Source organism: Sinorhizobium sojae CCBAU 05684, assembly GCF_002288525.1.
GTDB lineage: Bacteria > Pseudomonadota > Alphaproteobacteria > Rhizobiales > Rhizobiaceae > Sinorhizobium > Sinorhizobium sojae.
Genome location: NZ_CP023067.1, coordinates 2,490,447 through 2,506,072 on the forward strand (window position 1 = coordinate 2,490,447; position 15,626 = coordinate 2,506,072).

Here is a 15,626-nt window from a genome sequence, read left to right on the forward strand (position 1 = left end):
ACGATGATTTTGGGTCAAGCCGACCCAAAATCATAAACGTGATCCATTCTAACGTTTGGAGCGGGGTGCGGTCGGAAAACACGCATCCCGCTCTGACAATGAAGCAACGATAACAGGGAACTGACATGAAGAAGAAACTCGCATCTTTGCTGGCAGCCGGCGTCGTCTCGCTCGCCGCTTTCCACGCCTATGCCGCCGACGAGGTCACTCTGCAGCTGAAGTGGGTGACTCAGGCCCAGTTCGCGGGCTATTACGTCGCCAAGGACAAGGGATTCTACGAGGAAGAGGGTCTCGACGTCGAGATCAAGCCGGGTGGCCCGGACATCGCACCGGCGCAGGTGATCGCCGGCGGTGGCGCCGACGTCATCGTAGACTGGATGCCTTCCGCGCTCGCAACGCGCGAAAAGGGCGTGCCGCTCGTCAATATCGCCCAGCCCTTCAAGAAGTCCGGCATGATGCTGACCTGTCTCAAGGAGTCCGGCGTTGAAACTCCGGAAGACTTCAAGGGCAAGACGCTCGGCGTCTGGTTCTTCGGCAATGAATATCCCTTCCTCTCCTGGATGGCGCATCTCAACATACCGACCGACGGCGGCCCGGACGGCGTGACGGTCCTCAAACAGGGTTTCAACGTCGATCCGCTCATTCAGAAACAGGCGGCGTGCATCTCGACGATGACTTATAACGAGTATTGGCAAGTCATCGACGCCGGCATCAAGCCGGAGGATCTCGTTACCTTCAAATACGAGGACCAGGGTGTCGCCACGCTCGAAGACGGCCTCTACGTGCTTGAGGACAAGCTCAAGGATCCGGCTTTCAAGGAGAAAATGGTGAAGTTCGTCCGCGCTTCGATGAAGGGGTGGAAATATGCCGAGGAAAATCCGGATGAAGCGGCCGAAATCGTGCTCGAGAACGACTCGACCGGCGCCCAGACGGAGGAGCACCAGAAGCGCATGATGGGCGAAATTGCCAAGTTGACCGCGGGCTCGAACGGCGCCCTTGACGAGGCCGACTACAAGCGCACGGTCGAATCCCTGCTCGCAGGCGGCTCCGATCCGGTCATCTCGAAGGAGCCGGAAGGCGCCTGGACGCATGAGATCACCGACGAAGCCTTGAAGTGACCGTTCCTACCGAATGAGGTAAGCGCGCGGCGGCCGCCCCGCGCTTACCTGCTATCCCGCTTCGGCTGTCAAACTTGCCTCATAGGTTGTGCCGGTATTGCGTTTGGAGCGCCTTGCGGCTAGAAAATATTGAGGCACCATCTTTTTCGCCGCCCTTGTAAGCGTTTGCTGCGAAGATTACATAGACCGCAACGTTTGGTTGGAGGACCGGCGCAGGGGAGCTGATTATTCTCTCTTCTTGCCCTCCGGGGGAAATTTCTCCCAATTACATGCTTCGTCGATGTGGAAGCCGATCCGAGGACAACCACGCGGCAGTTCAGAGTGTCACCGTGTCCTGTGTGGTCTGAAAGACCGCGGGCAGAATGACCGGCCGTGATGCTGATCGGTCGGAAGGAATTCGATATCGCGGCCGCACGGGCATCCGACGGCATGGCCGGCAAAGGCGCGAGGAACAGATAAGCGCTTTGCCCTGCGATTGACGAGCGAGGATGATTTCTTTTCGGGTTGGGACAATAGGCCGATGACTCAGACATTTCTTCCTCTTCTCGGCGCCTTCGCAGCGATTGCACTCAGCCCATTCTCTGCAGCCTCGGCCGAGGAAGCCGCAAAACCGCAGCAGGAACAAATATTGCCGTCGATCGTCGTCACCGAGGCCGCGGAGCGGGCGATCAGTGATCGCGTCCTCGCAACCGGTTCGATCGAGGCGGTCGAGGAGACCTATGTTTCCCCGTTGGTGGACGGGCTTTCCATCCGCTCGCTGAATGTCGATGTCGGCGACCGGGTCGAGAAAGGCAGCACGCTCGTCGTGCTCAACGACGATGCTCTGCTCCTGCAGAAGAGCGAACTCGAAGCCAATCTTGCCAAGGCGGAGGCCGCGGTTGCGCAATATCGTGCTCAACTCGCCGAAACGACGGCCAATGCCGAAGAGGCGACGCGCGTCGCCGAACGCGCCGAGCAGCTTTCGACAAACGGCACCGTATCGACGGCGGAGGCCGACCGGCTGAAGGCTCTCGCCGCAGCCGCGCGCGCCCGCGTCCGCTCGGCCGAGCAGTCGGTGAGCGTTGCGGCCGCCGACATCAAGGTCGTTCAGGCGCAGGTCGAGGATGTGAACCTGCGACTTGCCCGCACGGAAGTGAAGGCACCGGTAAGCGGTGTGATCTCGGCCAAGAATGCCAAGATCGGTGCGATTGCCAGCGGCAGTGGCGAGCCGCTTTTCGCAATCATCCGCGACGGCGCCATCGAGATGAAGGCCGATGTTACCGAGGCCGACATCCTCAAGCTTGCCGTCGGCCAGCCCGCAGCGGTGAAGCTTGCCGGCAGCAGCACGACGGTTGACGGCAAGATCCGCCTGATCGCGCCGACGGTGGATCCTCAAACGCGTCTCGGCACCGTCCACATCACGCTCGCCGATATGACTGAGGCGCGTGCAGGCATGTATGCGAGCGCTGTCATCACCGTCGAGCAGAAACAGGCGGTGGTCTTGCCGCAAACGGCAATTACCTCCGAGGATGGCAAATCGATCGTCCGCAAGGTCGAGGATGGCGTCGTGCACCTGGTTCCGGTGACGACCGGCATCCAGGACGGACAGTTCGTCGAAATCCTTTCCGGCGTTGAGGCGGGCGAACAGGCGGTGGCGAAGGCTGGCGCCTATGTTCGCGACGGCGATCGCATCAATCCGGTCGAACCGGCGCAACCGACAACCAATTGACGGGAATCGAGACCATGAACTTCTCCGCCTGGTCCATCCGTAATCCGGTCGCGCCGATCCTGGCCTTTGTCGTGCTCGTCGTGCTCGGCTGGCAGTCCTTCAATTCGCTGCCGATCACCCGTTTCCCGAATATAGACGTGCCGATCGTCTCGGTCGCGGTGACCCAGAGCGGCGCGGCGCCCGCCGAGCTCGAAACCCAGGTCACCAAGGAGATCGAGGACGCGGTCGCCGGCATCTCGGGCGTCGACCATATTCAATCGACCATCACCGACGGCACGTCCACCATCGCCGTGATCTTCCGCATGGAAGTGCCGACGACCCAGGCGGTTCAGGACGTCAAGGACGCGATCGACCGCATTCGCGGCGATCTTCCGACGACGATCGACGAGCCGATCGTGTCGAAGGTCGACGTCGAAGGCCAGGCGATCCAGACCTTTTCCGTTTCCTCACCGGGCATGACGCTCGAAGAGCTCTCCTGGTTCGTCGACGACACGATCAAGCGCGAGATACAGGGCAAGAGCGGCATCGGCCGCGTCGACCGCTATGGCGGCTCCGACCGCGAAGTCCGCGTCGAACTCGACGAGGACCGGCTGAATTCCTTCGGCATCTCCGCCGCCGAGGTCAACGAACAGCTCCGCCGCATGAATCTCGATCTCGGCTCCGGCCGCGGCCAGGTCGGCGGCAGCGAACAAGCGATCCGCACGCTCGGCGACACGCGCGACGTGGCAAGCCTCGCCGACACGATGATCTCCCTGTCGAATGGCCGCTTCGTGCGCCTCTCGGAACTCGGTACCGTGACCGACACCTACGAGGAGCCGAAATCCTTCTCGCGCTTCAATGGCCATCCCGGCGTGACCTTCGCCGTCTTCCGTGCTAAGGGCGCGAGCGAAGTGACAGTGGCCGAGACGGTCGCCGAGACGCTGGACGGGATCCGGGCAAAACATCCGGACGTCACCATCGAAATGGTCGATGATTCGGTCTATTTCACCTACGGCAATTATGAGGCCGCCATCCACACGCTGATGGAAGGCGCGCTGCTCGCCGTCATAGTCGTCATGCTGTTCCTGCGCAATTGGCGGGCAACGCTGATCGCCGCCGTCGCGCTGCCGCTTTCGGCCATTCCTACCTTCTGGGTGATGGAACTCCTGGGCTTCTCGCTGAACCTCGTGAGCTTCCTCGCCATGACGCTCGCGACCGGCATCCTGGTCGATGATGCGATCGTCGAGATCGAGAACATCGAGCGGCACATCAAGATGGGCAAGTCGCCCTATCGCGCTGCGATCGAAGCCGCGGATGAGATCGGCCTTGCGGTCATCGCCACGACTTTCACGATCATCGCCGTCTTCGTGCCCGTCTCCTTCATGCCGGGAATTCCTGGGCAATACTTCATCCAGTTCGGCCTGACGGTAGCCGTGGCCGTCTTCTTTTCGCTTATGGTGGCGCGCCTGATCACGCCGGTGATGGCGGCCTATCTGATGCAGCCGACGGACGTGGGCGGCCATCACGGCGACGAAGGCTTCATGATGCGCCAGTACACGCGTCTCGTGCAATTCACCACGAAGGCATGGTACACGCGCTATTCCACGCTGCTTGCCGCAATTGTCCTCTCGGTCGGCTCGGTGATCGCCCTCATCCTCTTCGTGCCGGGCAGCTTCCTGCCGCCGGAGGACAATTCGCGCGTCAGCCTGTCGATCGAGCTGCCGCCGGATGCGATGCTCGAGGATACGGATCGGACCACCACCGAGATCTACAACCGGATCAAGGATATCGACGGCGTCGAGAACGTCTTCGTGCTCGGCGGCGCGTCGCCGAAGGGCGATCTCGAGCTCCGGCGCGCGGCGGTGACCGTGCTCCTTGAGAAGCTCGACCACTCGCTCGTCAACAGGATCGTCAATGACGTGATCGGCGGCATGCCGCTGATCGGCGAATATCTGCCGAAGCTGCCGCCCGCAGGCCGCACCAAACCGCAGTCGCAGATCGAGAAAGAAATCTTCGCGCGGCTGCAGTCCATCCCGGATGTCCGTGTCATCAAGCTGAACGACCGCGGCGAGCGTGATCTCTCGTTCAACCTGCTATCCAACAACGAGGCGGATCTGGACAAGGCGGTCGCGGTGCTCGAAGCGAAGCTCCGCAGCGATCCACTCCTTGCCAATGTGAGCCCCGACGGCGCCCTGCCAAGACCGGAACTTCAAATCCGCCCGCGCGACGAGCAGATGTCCCGTCTCGGCATCACCACGGCGCAGATTTCGGAGGTGATCCGCGTCGCCACGATCGGCGACGTCGACGCGCAGCTCACGAAAATTGCGCTCGATGGGCGTCTGATCCCGATCCGGGTGCAGCTTGATCGCGATTTCCGCAGCGACCTGGCGGCAATCCGAAATCTCAAGGTTAAGACCGCCTCCGGGGCCATGGTTCCGCTGTCGAGCGTCGCGGATATCGACTATTCGGAGGGCCCGAGCTCGATCAAGCGGTACGACCGCTATCGGGTGGTTGCGCTCGGAGCGGACCTGCCGATCGGCGTCGCTCTCGACACGGCATCGGCCCGCTTCAAGCAGATCGCCGCCGAGGCAGAGCTCCCCTCCACCGTCCAGTTCCTGGAAAGCGGCGACGCGGAGGTCCAGGCGGAGATGCAGCAAAGCTTCGGCAATGCCATGCTGCTTGGCCTGATGATGGTGCTGGTCGTGCTCATCCTTTTGTTCAAGGACGTGATCCAGCCCTTCACGATCCTGTTCTCGCTACCGCTCGCAATTGGAGGCGTGGCGGCGAGCCTGATCCTGACGCAGAACGCGCTGTCAATGCCCGTTCTCATCGGCATATTGATGCTGATGGGCATCGTCACCAAGAATGCGATCCTGCTCGTCGATTTCGCCATCGAGATGATGCACCACGGCATGGACCGGACGCTGTCGATGGTCGAGGCCGGCCGCAAGCGAGCCCGCCCGATCGTCATGACCTCGATCGCCATGTCCGCGGGCATGCTGCCTTCGGCGCTCGGTGTCGGCGAAGGCGGTTCCTTCCGTGCGCCGATGGCGATCGCGGTGATCGGCGGCATCATCGTGTCGACGGTCTTGAGCCTCGTCGTCGTCCCCTCCTTTTTCCTGATCATGGACGACCTGTCGCGGCTGCTCGCTTGGATCTTCGGCCACTTCGTCGGCAAAAAGGACGAGGAAGTCCTGCCGCTTGACCGCGAGGCCCTGAGCAAGCTCGCCGCCGAGCAGGGCAGCACGATCGAAAGCCTGGAGGAGCGCCTCAACGCGCTGGAGGCGGAACGGCGGGGCAGGTCCGACCGCAGGGTCATCAACCATCCGGCGCTCGCGGCCGAATAGTCCCGCTGCAGCGCCGCGCGTCTTTTCAGACGCGCAGGGGCGAAGGTGCGGACACTTTCGCGATTTTGTTTGATCAAGGTCAATTTCCGGCGCCGCCCGGACCGCTAGGCTCATCCCTGACTTTTTCGGGACGAGCTGTATGAAGACATTGCGGTTGACCTCAAACGACAGGGCCATTCTCCTCAACTCTCGCTTTTTCTCGCGGCTGCCACGGGCGACGGGGGAGGCAATTCTCGAAGACACGACAGTCTCCACATATGAGGAGCACGACGTGCTGTTTAGGGAACAGGAGCGGATCGACGAGGTGTACTTCGTCCTCTCCGGTCTCGTGCGGCTCTACCGCCTCGGCAAGGACGGCCGCGAGGCCGATGTCGCCGTCTTCCAGCGCGGCGATATGTTCGGGGTCAATGCTATGTTCCTGAACCATCGCGCGACCGCAAATGCGCAGGCCGCGGAGCCATCGATCGTAGCGCGCTTCGAGAGCCGCCGGCTCAGACAGCTTGCCGCCGAAGAAACGGACGTCGCCCAGGCGCTCCTCGAAATCGTCTGCCATCATGGCAAGATGACGGAGGACTGCCTCGCGGATGATCGGCTGCTGACGGCGCCGCAACGGGTTGCCAACTATATCCTCAGCCATTGCCCGAACGGCTCTGAGACCTTCTCCTTCCGGCTGCCGTTCCAGAAGACCGTGCTCGCCGGCAAGCTCGGTCTAGCGCCGGAGGCGCTTTCGCGCGCCTTCTCGATGCTGCGCCAGTCCGGCGTGATCGTGAAAGGACGGGTGATCGAAATTCGCGACCGCCAGGCCCTCGAGGAGTTCTGACGCGCAGCCGGCTCAGAGGCCGCCGTGCACCGTCAGGAATTCGACGATCCTTTCGATGCCGTCCCCGCGCCTCATATCTGAGAATACGAAGGGCTTTTGCGCGCGCATCCGCGCCGCATCGCGCTCCATCACGTCGATATCTGCGCCGACATAAGGGGCAAGGTCCTTCTTGTTGATCACAAGCAGATCGGACTTTGTGATGCCCGGCCCGCCCTTTCGCGGGATTTCCTCGCCTTGGCAGACGGAAATCACGTAGATCGTCAAATCCGCCAGATCGGGCGAAAAGGTGGCCGCGAGGTTGTCGCCGCCCGATTCGATGAAGACAATGTCGAGGTCGGGAATGCGGCGGTTGAGCTCGGCGATCGCCTGCAGATTGATCGAGGCGTCCTCGCGGATTGCCGTGTGCGGGCAGCCGCCGGTTTCGACGCCGACAATCCGCTCCGAGGAGAGCGCCTGCATGCGCACCAGCGCCTCGGCGTCTTCCCTGGTGTAGATGTCATTGGTGACGACGGCGACGGAATATTTCTCGCGCATCGCTTTGCAGAGCTTTTCCGTCAGCGCCGTCTTGCCGGATCCGACCGGACCGCCGATCCCGACGCGAAGAGGACCGTTCTTCGATGGCATGTCTTATATCCTTTCCCAACACCCACAGCGCCGCGCGTCTCATCAGACGCGCAAGCGTCGCTCTAGCACTTCGCGTTGCTGCATATCTTTGTCCTTAAATCGAGGTCGATCTTAAAGGAGGCACGCATAAGGCTTTGTGTCCGTGCATGTGGCACAGGCATCAAGAACGAAACAGACGCGAATGCAAGGTTTCGTGTCTTAAGGACACGATATCGGCCATGATTGTCGCCGACCCCAGATCGTCGAGCGAGCCGCGTGCGGCGCGCGCCGAAACAGTCGCGATCGCCTGCTCCAGTCCCGCCAGTACGCCGACGCCGCCGCGTTGGCCTGTGACGCCGCAGCGTATGGCGACCGAGACGGCGTTGGAGGCGTTTGCGTGAAGATAGGCGGCGATTGCCGGTTCAAGGCCTGTCCCGTGTGCCCCGGCAACCGCACCCACGGCCACTGGATAGGCGGCCTCGGGGCCCAGCGTTTCGAGTACCGGATGCGGCCAATGGCCGGAAGCCGCGAGAAAAGCGCCACCGAGAAGCATCGTCTCCAGATGCCGTTCGCGCGAACCGGCGAGCGCCTCCGCCAGCTCGGCGACCGCCCGCAAGCGCTTCGCATCCCCATGGCTCCTGTAGCTCTCAGCCAGCAGCAGCGCGTCGTTCCAGGCTGCTCCCCGGTGCATGAGCGTCTCCAGCCAAAGCTCAAGGTCTTCGGCGCCTGTCACCAGGCCGTCATGAACCGCCTGCTCCAAGCCTCCGGAATAGGAAAAGGAGCCGACCGGAAAGGCAGGAGAAAGCCAGGTGACGAGGCGGATCAGCGCCTGTGTATCGGCGCGTTCAGCCATAATGGTGGTGATCGCCGTGGTGCCCATGATGATGGTGGCCGCCCGTTCCATGGTAGGCGCCCCGCAAGGGCTGGAACGGCTCGACCACGTCGCTCACCGCCGCGCCGAGGCCCTCGAGCATCGCGCGGATGACGGCATCGCGGGCAATCAGGATCCGCCCCTCCTCCACCGCCGCCGGCAGGTGCCGGTTGCCGAGATGCCAGGCAAGCTCGATCAGGTGCAGCCTGTCGCGCGGCCGTATTTCGTAAAGGTCTTCTTCCGCCGCCTTCACCTCGATATAACCGCCGCCTTCCAGCACCAGGAGATCGCCGTCCGCTAGCATCACCGGCTCCTTCAGATCGAGCATCACCACGTCGTCGTTTTCGAGGTGCAGAAGCTTGCGACGCAGGTGCCTCTGGTCATGCGTCAGGGTCACGCGGTGAAGCGGCGCCCGATCGACGGCGCTGGACGAAAGGACTTCGGTCGAGCGATAGGGCACGTCAGATTTCCTCGACCTTTTCCGGATGAACGACCTCGATGCGAGCCTCGGCAAGACGATCCGCCATCCCCGCCTGAAATGCCTTCAGATGCGGCTCGGCGAAATGCGCGTCGAACGCCGCGCGGCTCGCCCAGGTTTCGACGAACACGAGCGTGTCCGCTTTGTCTGCCTTTCGATAGAGGTCATAGCTGATGCAGCCCGCCTCCTGGCGCGTGGCCTCGATCAATGGCGCTGCAAGGGCTGCGACCTCATCGCCCTTTCCCGCATGCGCCTTCAGATGTGCGATAACGTAAACCATTGAGCCCCTCACCGTTTTGGCTTGGCACTCTAAGCATTTTGCAGTCAGCTGGAAACAGCTGGCGTCGCACACATGCGGCAAAAAACAACAGACAGAGCGGTTGTAAGAATGCATGTGAGCGCATCCCGCGCTAGCGCGGGATGCGGAAGAATGTGCGCGGTTTTCCGCCTGCATTCTGCGCTGATTTCTTAGAATTCACAATAAAAGGCCCGGCGCCAGCGAGGAGGCGAAAATCCAAAGGACTTTCAAGAACCTGCTTGCGGCAGCCGGGGCCTTGTTCCGGACCGGGTTAATCGATCAGGCGGCGATCTTCTGCGACTTCAGTGCCGCAAGGATATTTTGCGGCGAGGAGATGCCGTAGGGATCGCTATCGCAATTGTCGGAATAGCCTTCTTCCTCGAACCATTGCTCGACGATGCCATTGTTGATGACGGAGGCATAGCGCCAGGAGCGCATGCCGAAGCCGAGATTGTCCTTGGCGACCAGCATGCCCATCTTGCGCGTGAATTCACCCGAGCCGTCCGGAATGAGCTTGACGCTTTCGAGGCCCTGCGACTTGCCCCAGGCATTCATTACGAAGGCATCATTCACCGAGATGCAATAGATCTCATCGATGCCGAGCGCACGGAACTCCGGTGCGAGCTTCTCGAAATCCGGAAGCTGGTAGGTCGAGCAGGTCGGCGTGAAGGCGCCCGGCAGCGAGAAGAGGACGACACGCTTTCCGGCGAAGTAGTCATCTGAGGCGACCTCCTGCCAACGGAATGGATTGGAGCCGCCGACGGATTCGTCGCGAACGCGGGTGCGGAAGGTTACTGCAGGAACTTTTCTGCCGAGCATCATGATCTCCTTCGAATTGCTGCCGGCTGCGTCAGGTCTTGGAGGAGAAACGCTGGCCGGCGGAAAGCGAGCGCCCTTCCTACAGGAGTTTGCGCTGCAGTGCAGCATCAAAGCGCCGATTCAAGGCTGCATGGCAGCCTTGCGAAGGACGCATGGCTCACGCCGGGAAACGCTCAGTTTTAATAGCTGAGGGAAAGCTCGCGCGTAATCGGCAGCGGGTTTCACAGACCGTTTTGAAGGTTGGGCCGCACGCTTCAGTCGCATCGATGGAACCCACAGCACTCAGAACAGGAAATAGCGCTGCGCCATCGGCAGCACCGTTGCCGGTTCGCAGGTCAACAACTCCCCATCGGCACGGACCTCGTAGGTCTCGGGATCGACCTCGACATGGGGCGTCAGGCTGTTGTGGATCATCGCCGCCTTGCCGATGCCCCCGCGGGTGTTCTGGACCGCGACGAGCTCCTTGGCGACGCCGAGCTTGCCCGCAAGGCCGGCATCGAGCGAGGCCTGCGAGACGAAGGTGACGGAGGAATTGGTGAGGCTCTTGCCATAGGCGCCGAACATCGGTCGATAATGCACCGGCTGCGGAGTCGGGATGGAGGCGTTCGGATCGCCCATCGGAGCCGCGGCGATCGTGCCGCCAATCAGCACCATATCCGGCTTCACGCCGAAGAAGGCCGGATTCCAGAGAACGAGATCGGCGCGCTTGCCGGCCTCGAGCGAACCGATCTCGTGGCTCAACCCATGGGCGATCGCCGGGTTAATCGTGTATTTGGCGATGTAGCGCTTGACGCGGAAATTGTCGTTGTCGCCCGTCTCTTCCTTCGACCGCCCGCGCTGCCGCTTCATCTTGTCGGCGGTCTGCCAGGTTCGGATCGCCACCTCGCCGACGCGCCCCATGGCCTGACTGTCGGAGGAGATGATGGAGAAGGCACCGATATCGTGAAGGATGTCCTCCGCCGCGATCGTCTCCTTGCGGATACGGCTCTCGGCAAAGGCGATGTCTTCGGGGATCGAGGGCGACAGGTGATGACAGACCATCAGCATGTCCAGATGCTCCGCCACCGTGTTGAGCGTGTAGGGCCGCGTCGGGTTGGTCGAGGAGGGAATGACATTCGGTTGGCCGCAGATCTTGATGATGTCCGGCGCATGGCCGCCGCCCGCCCCTTCCGTGTGGAAGGCGTGGATCGTCCGCCCCTTGATTGCCGCGAGCGAATCCTCGACGAAGCCGCTCTCGTTCAGCGTGTCGGTGTGAATCATCACCTGCACGTCGTATTCGTCGGCGACCGAGAGGCAGCAGTCGATCGCCGCCGGTGTCGTGCCCCAATCCTCGTGCAGCTTGAGCGCCGAGGCGCCGCCCATCACCATTTCCACGAGCGCGCCCGGCTGCGAGGCATTGCCCTTGCCGGCAAAGGCGAGATTCATCGGAAAGGCCTCCGCCGCTTCGATCATCCGGGCGATGTGCCAGGGTCCCGGCGTGCAGGTGGTGGCGAGCGTTCCATGCGCCGGCCCCGTGCCCCCGCCAAGCATGCAGGTCAGCCCGCTCGTCAACGCCTCTTCGATCTGCTGCGGGCAGATGAAGTGAATATGGGCGTCCATACCGCCTGCCGTGACGATCTTGCCCTCGCCGGCGATCGCCTCGGTGCCCGGGCCGACGATGATGTTCACGCCCGGTTGGGTATCCGGATTACCGGCCTTGCCGATGGCGGCGATGCGCCCGTCCTTGAGGCCGATATCGGCCTTCACGATGCCCCAGTGGTCGACGATGAGCGCGTTGGTGATGACCGTGTCGACGGCGCCGGCGGCGCGCGTCACCTGGCTTTGGCCCATACCGTCGCGAATGACCTTGCCGCCGCCGAATTTCACTTCTTCGCCATAGGTGGTGAAGTCCTTCTCGACCTCGATGAAGAGCTCCGTATCGGCAAGCCGCACCTTGTCCCCCACGGTCGGACCGAACATGTTGGCATAGGCCGCACGCGACATTTTGTAGGACATGGTTCAGGCTCCTTGGGGCAGGTCTGACGAAATGGGTTGATCGAGGCGGTGAAGGCGGCCATCGGCAGCGAGCGCATCGACATAGCGACGCTCGGCCGCGAAGGGGTGCCACACCCAGCCGCTATGGCCGAAGCCGGCAAGCACGAAGTGGTCGCTGCTCGAGGCGCCGTTCAAGAGAATGTCGGCGATGGCAACGAGGCCGCTCGACGGAACGACGTAACGAGAGGGTTCGAAGCGCGAAAGATCGCGCTCCAGCCGATCCTGCGTCTCTGCGGGAATGACGCGGTGTTTACGCCCGGTCGCACGCGCGAAGCTCTCGAAGCCGGCCGTATAGTCATCGCAGAAGTCGTCGAGATCTGGGTGCGTCGTGGCAAGACGAGCCCGCATGGCGGCAAACCTCGCGCCGGAGCGCACGCTCCAGATCTCGCGCGCCTGCCGCACCGGTTCGCTCGTCTTCCAGCGGCCGCCGCCGAGCATTGCGAGCGCCGGCCGACCTGTGTTGCAGACGGCGACAATGTCCGTTTTGCTGCCACCTTTGCCGGTAGAGCGGCAATCGTTGAACCGGATCACCAGGTCGGCGGCATCGATCGCGGCAGCGGCGCCTTCCGGCACCTCGCCATTGCCCACGATCATGATGACGCGGCCGCTCATCGACATCTATCTCCCGGCAAAACGCAGCCGCGTTTCAAAGCTTGCCCATCACCTGCTGACGGAAGCCGAATACTTCGCGCTTTCCGGACAGTGGGATCAGCGTGACCTGCCGGGTCTGGCCCGGCTCGAAGCGCACCGCCGTACCGGCCGGAATGTCAAGGCGCATGCCATGCGCGGCCCTGCGGTCGAAGAGCAGGCCCGGATTGGTTTCCGCGAAATGATAGTGACTGCCGACCTGCACCGGCCGGTCGCCGGAATTGGAGACCTCGAGGGTGACGGTCTCAAGACCGGCATTGAGCTCGATATCGCCGGCGGCTGCGATGATTTCCCCTGGTATCATGCCGTTCTCCCCTCAAACGCCGCTAAAGCACCGCGTTTATCGTATTCGTGCAACGCGCTTTGGATCTTTGTCTTTATGCATGTCGTTGTCCCAAAACCGCTGCACACTTTTGGGCGACATGCATTAACGGATAGGTTCGTGGACCGTGACCAGTTTCGTCCCATCCGGGAACGTCGCTTCGATCTGGATGTCGTGGATCATCTCGGCAATGCCCTCCATCACCTGGTCACGGGTAAGCACATGCGCACCCGCTTCCATCAGTTCGGCAACGGAGCGGCCGTCGCGCGCGCCCTCGACGACGAAGTCGGTAATGAGGGCGATCGCCTCCGGATGATTGAGCTTGACGCCCCGCTCCAGACGCCGGCGTGCGACCATTGCCGCCATTGAAATCAACAGCTTGTCTTTTTCGCGCGGAGTGAGATTCATGCGTCGCCATCCGGGTTTATTGCAGGATCAGAGAGTCCAGACTTTCGGCACAGATGCGTCCTTACGCAAGTGCGAAATGAGCGGAACAAGGATTTTTCTGAGTTCGAAGCCATCGGCGGCAACCACGCGAGCAACCAGCTTGTCGCGCTCGCCGACCCTGTAGTGGCTTACGCCCGCTCCCGCCACCCTTGCGAGTGCTGCGCGCAGCGTCGAAAGCACCGCTTCGCAATCCGGCGCCACATAGAGGAGCGTCGCGAACGCGGGCGCGCTGCAGAGAACGGCGGGGCGTGCGGCAAGTCGGGCAATCTCATCGGCGAGCGTCAGATCTTCCGCGTGGATCAGCTTGCCGCCGCTCGTTACGCGCCAGCGATCGCGAAAGAGGCCGGCATGCACCGCCTCGCCCATTGCCTTGCGCCCAAGCAGCACCGCCTCGACGGCGAGAAGCACGGCATCGCTCGCCAGGTCGATCTCGAGCGCGCGCGACAGCGAGGCCCGATCGAAGAGGATCGTTTCCTGCGGCAGCCAGTCGACACGAGCGCCGGCCGCGGCCGATAGGCGCGTCTCGATCGCTGCGGTGCCGGCGCTTGCCTTGTAGATCTTCTCGCAGGCCTGCGTCGTCAAAGTGAGCCTCGTCCCCTCGCCCGCCTCGAAGGCCCAGTTCAGACGGTCGCCGCCCGTGACGCCACCTGACGAGTTGATGAGCACCGCTTCCATGGAGCCGTCGAAGGTCTTCGGCAGGCGGATCTTGGCGCAGCCTTCCTGGTAGAGCTCGGCTATGCGCGTGCGTCCCCCTTGTGATTTGGCGACCAGCCGTCCCTTTCCCCACGCCCTTTGCGGAGCGATGTTTGCCGCCTCGGTCAATGTCTCGGATGTTCTCCTGTCGGCGCGCGACCCGCGCGCAATCCCTTGATCCGCCATCGTCGGAAACCGCGTGACCAAAGTCAAGCGACTGTTTCCCAAGCAAAATCTCCATCCACGACAACGGCGCCTCGACCAAGTTCAAGCAGAGCACAATACGGCCTCGGTTCGGCCGCCGCTTTCGCCGAAAGGAGGGCCCCTCGTCAGGGCCCTCCTTCGACCCCGTGCATGGCGACGATCAAGACCGTGCGAATTCCAGAAGATCCTTGTTGAGTTCGTCCTTATGCGTGTCGGTGATGCCATGCGGAGCGCCCGAGTAGACCTTCAGCACCGCATGCGGGATGAGCTTCTTTGAGGCGCGGCCTGCGGCGTCGATCGGCACGATCTGGTCGTCGTCGCCATGGATGATGAGCGTCGGCACGTCGAACTTCTTCAGGTCCTCGGTGAAATCCGTCTGTGAGAAGGCGACGATCGAATCATAGGTGTTCTTGTGGCCGGCCGTCATGCCCTGCAGCCAGAAACTGTCGATCATGCCCTGGGAGGGCTTTGCGCCGGCCCGGTTGAAGCCGAAGAACGGACCCGACGCAATGTCCTTGTAGAGCTGCGAACGGTCGGCAAGGCTGGCGGCCTGCAGGCCATCGAACACTTCCTTGGGCAGACCACCCGGATTGCTCTCGGTCTTCACCATCAGCGGCGGAACGGCCGCGATCAGCCCCGCCTTGGCGACACGCCCCGTGCCGTGCCGGCCGATATAGCGGGCGATTTCGCCGCCACCGGTCGAAAAGCCGGCGAGGAATATATTATTCAGGTCCAATTGCTTGATCAGTTCGGCAAGATCGTCGGCATAGTGGTCCATGTCGTTGCCGTCCCAGGGCTGGCTGGACCGGCCATGGCCGCGACGATCATGGGTGACGACGCGAAAGCCGTTGCTGGCAAGGTGGAAGGCCTGCGCCTCCCAACTATCGGACGACAATGGCCAGCCGTGGCTGAGGATCACCACTGGACCGTCCTGCGGGCCCCAGTCCTTGTAATAGATTTCGACGCCGTCACGGGTGAGAATGCGACTGCCCATGGTCTTTGCTCCTTGGCCTTCTGGTGAAGTTACGGCGTGCGCCGCCGTTGCTGGATTGGTCACGGAGAGAGCTGCGGCCGCGCTCGCGGCACCCAGCGCCCTGGCCAGGATAATACGCCTGGAAACGCCATCAGTAATCGTCCGTGTTTGAACGTAGGTCATGTAACTGCTCCTTGATGTAGGCGATTTAATCGTGCGCGATATAAATGAACTCAGGCCGCGCACCATCCCCTCACCCAGACA

Annotated in this window: 15 protein-coding genes; 4 read left to right on the top strand and 11 right to left on the bottom strand. The window is 62.3% G+C overall.

Translation table 11 applies throughout. The features are described from left to right. The first annotated feature begins 125 nt into the window (after positions 1-125). The 4 genes from SJ05684_RS12225 to SJ05684_RS12240 all read left to right on the top strand — a co-directional run bounded on the left by SJ05684_RS12225 (position 126) and on the right by SJ05684_RS12240 (position 6,972). A complete protein-coding gene (locus tag SJ05684_RS12225) occupies positions 126-1,118 on the top strand; it encodes an ABC transporter substrate-binding protein (protein ID WP_034856506.1) in 993 nt (330 codons plus the stop codon). Positions 1,119-1,638: 520 nt separating this feature from the next. Then, on the top strand, positions 1,639-2,826 hold the full coding sequence (locus tag SJ05684_RS12230; protein WP_034856584.1) for an efflux RND transporter periplasmic adaptor subunit: 1,188 nt from the start codon (positions 1,639-1,641) through the stop codon (positions 2,824-2,826). A 14-nt stretch (positions 2,827-2,840) separates the two neighbouring features. Beyond that, a complete protein-coding gene (locus tag SJ05684_RS12235; RefSeq protein ID WP_034856505.1) occupies positions 2,841-6,152 on the top strand; it encodes an efflux RND transporter permease subunit in 3,312 nt (1,103 codons plus the stop codon). Positions 6,153-6,291: 139 nt separating this feature from the next. Then, the gene (locus SJ05684_RS12240; RefSeq protein WP_034856504.1) at positions 6,292-6,972 is read left to right on the top strand and encodes a Crp/Fnr family transcriptional regulator; all 681 of its coding nucleotides are present in this window, start codon (positions 6,292-6,294) and stop codon (positions 6,970-6,972) included. A 12-nt stretch (positions 6,973-6,984) separates the two neighbouring features. Here the strand turns inward: SJ05684_RS12240 and ureG are convergent, their stop codons facing one another. The 11 genes from ureG to SJ05684_RS12295 form a co-directional block, all read right to left on the bottom strand. Beyond that, positions 6,985-7,596, bottom strand: coding sequence for an urease accessory protein UreG (ureG, locus tag SJ05684_RS12245; protein ID WP_034856502.1), 612 nt, complete (start codon positions 7,594-7,596; stop codon positions 6,985-6,987). A 160-nt stretch (positions 7,597-7,756) separates the two neighbouring features. Continuing rightward, entirely contained in the window at positions 7,757-8,428 is a 672-nt protein-coding gene (locus SJ05684_RS12250) for an urease accessory protein UreF (protein ID WP_034856500.1), read from the bottom strand. After that, the gene (gene ureE / locus SJ05684_RS12255; protein WP_034856498.1) at positions 8,421-8,906 is read right to left on the bottom strand and encodes an urease accessory protein UreE; all 486 of its coding nucleotides are present in this window, start codon (positions 8,904-8,906) and stop codon (positions 8,421-8,423) included. The genes SJ05684_RS12250 and ureE overlap by 8 nt, the downstream gene beginning before the upstream one ends. A gap of 1 nt (position 8,907) precedes the next feature. Further along, positions 8,908-9,204, bottom strand: coding sequence for a putative quinol monooxygenase (locus tag SJ05684_RS12260; RefSeq protein WP_050980083.1), 297 nt, complete (start codon positions 9,202-9,204; stop codon positions 8,908-8,910). Positions 9,205-9,501: 297 nt separating this feature from the next. Beyond that, positions 9,502-10,041: a peroxiredoxin gene (locus tag SJ05684_RS12265; RefSeq protein WP_034856496.1), complete on the bottom strand. Its 540-nt coding sequence runs from the start codon at positions 10,039-10,041 to the stop codon at positions 9,502-9,504. Positions 10,042-10,323: 282 nt separating this feature from the next. Then, positions 10,324-12,036, bottom strand: a complete 1,713-nt coding sequence (gene ureC / locus SJ05684_RS12270; RefSeq protein ID WP_034856492.1) for an urease subunit alpha — start codon at positions 12,034-12,036, stop codon at positions 10,324-10,326. A 3-nt stretch (positions 12,037-12,039) separates the two neighbouring features. Then, positions 12,040-12,687 carry a hypothetical protein gene (locus SJ05684_RS12275; RefSeq protein WP_034856580.1) on the bottom strand — a complete coding sequence of 216 codons (648 nt, stop codon included), beginning with the start codon at positions 12,685-12,687 and terminating at the stop codon, positions 12,040-12,042. Between the two features lie 34 nt (positions 12,688-12,721). Then, entirely contained in the window at positions 12,722-13,027 is a 306-nt protein-coding gene (locus SJ05684_RS12280) for an urease subunit beta (protein WP_034856490.1), read from the bottom strand. Positions 13,028-13,150: 123 nt separating this feature from the next. Further along, a complete protein-coding gene (locus SJ05684_RS12285; protein ID WP_012066611.1) occupies positions 13,151-13,453 on the bottom strand; it encodes an urease subunit gamma in 303 nt (100 codons plus the stop codon). 27 nt (positions 13,454-13,480) lie between these two features. Continuing rightward, entirely contained in the window at positions 13,481-14,314 is an 834-nt protein-coding gene (locus SJ05684_RS12290) for an urease accessory protein UreD (RefSeq protein WP_034856488.1), read from the bottom strand. A 235-nt stretch (positions 14,315-14,549) separates the two neighbouring features. Next, complete coding sequence (locus tag SJ05684_RS12295) at positions 14,550-15,545, bottom strand: alpha/beta fold hydrolase (RefSeq protein WP_034856487.1); 996 nt, start codon at positions 15,543-15,545, stop codon at positions 14,550-14,552. Positions 15,546-15,626 lie beyond the last annotated feature (81 nt).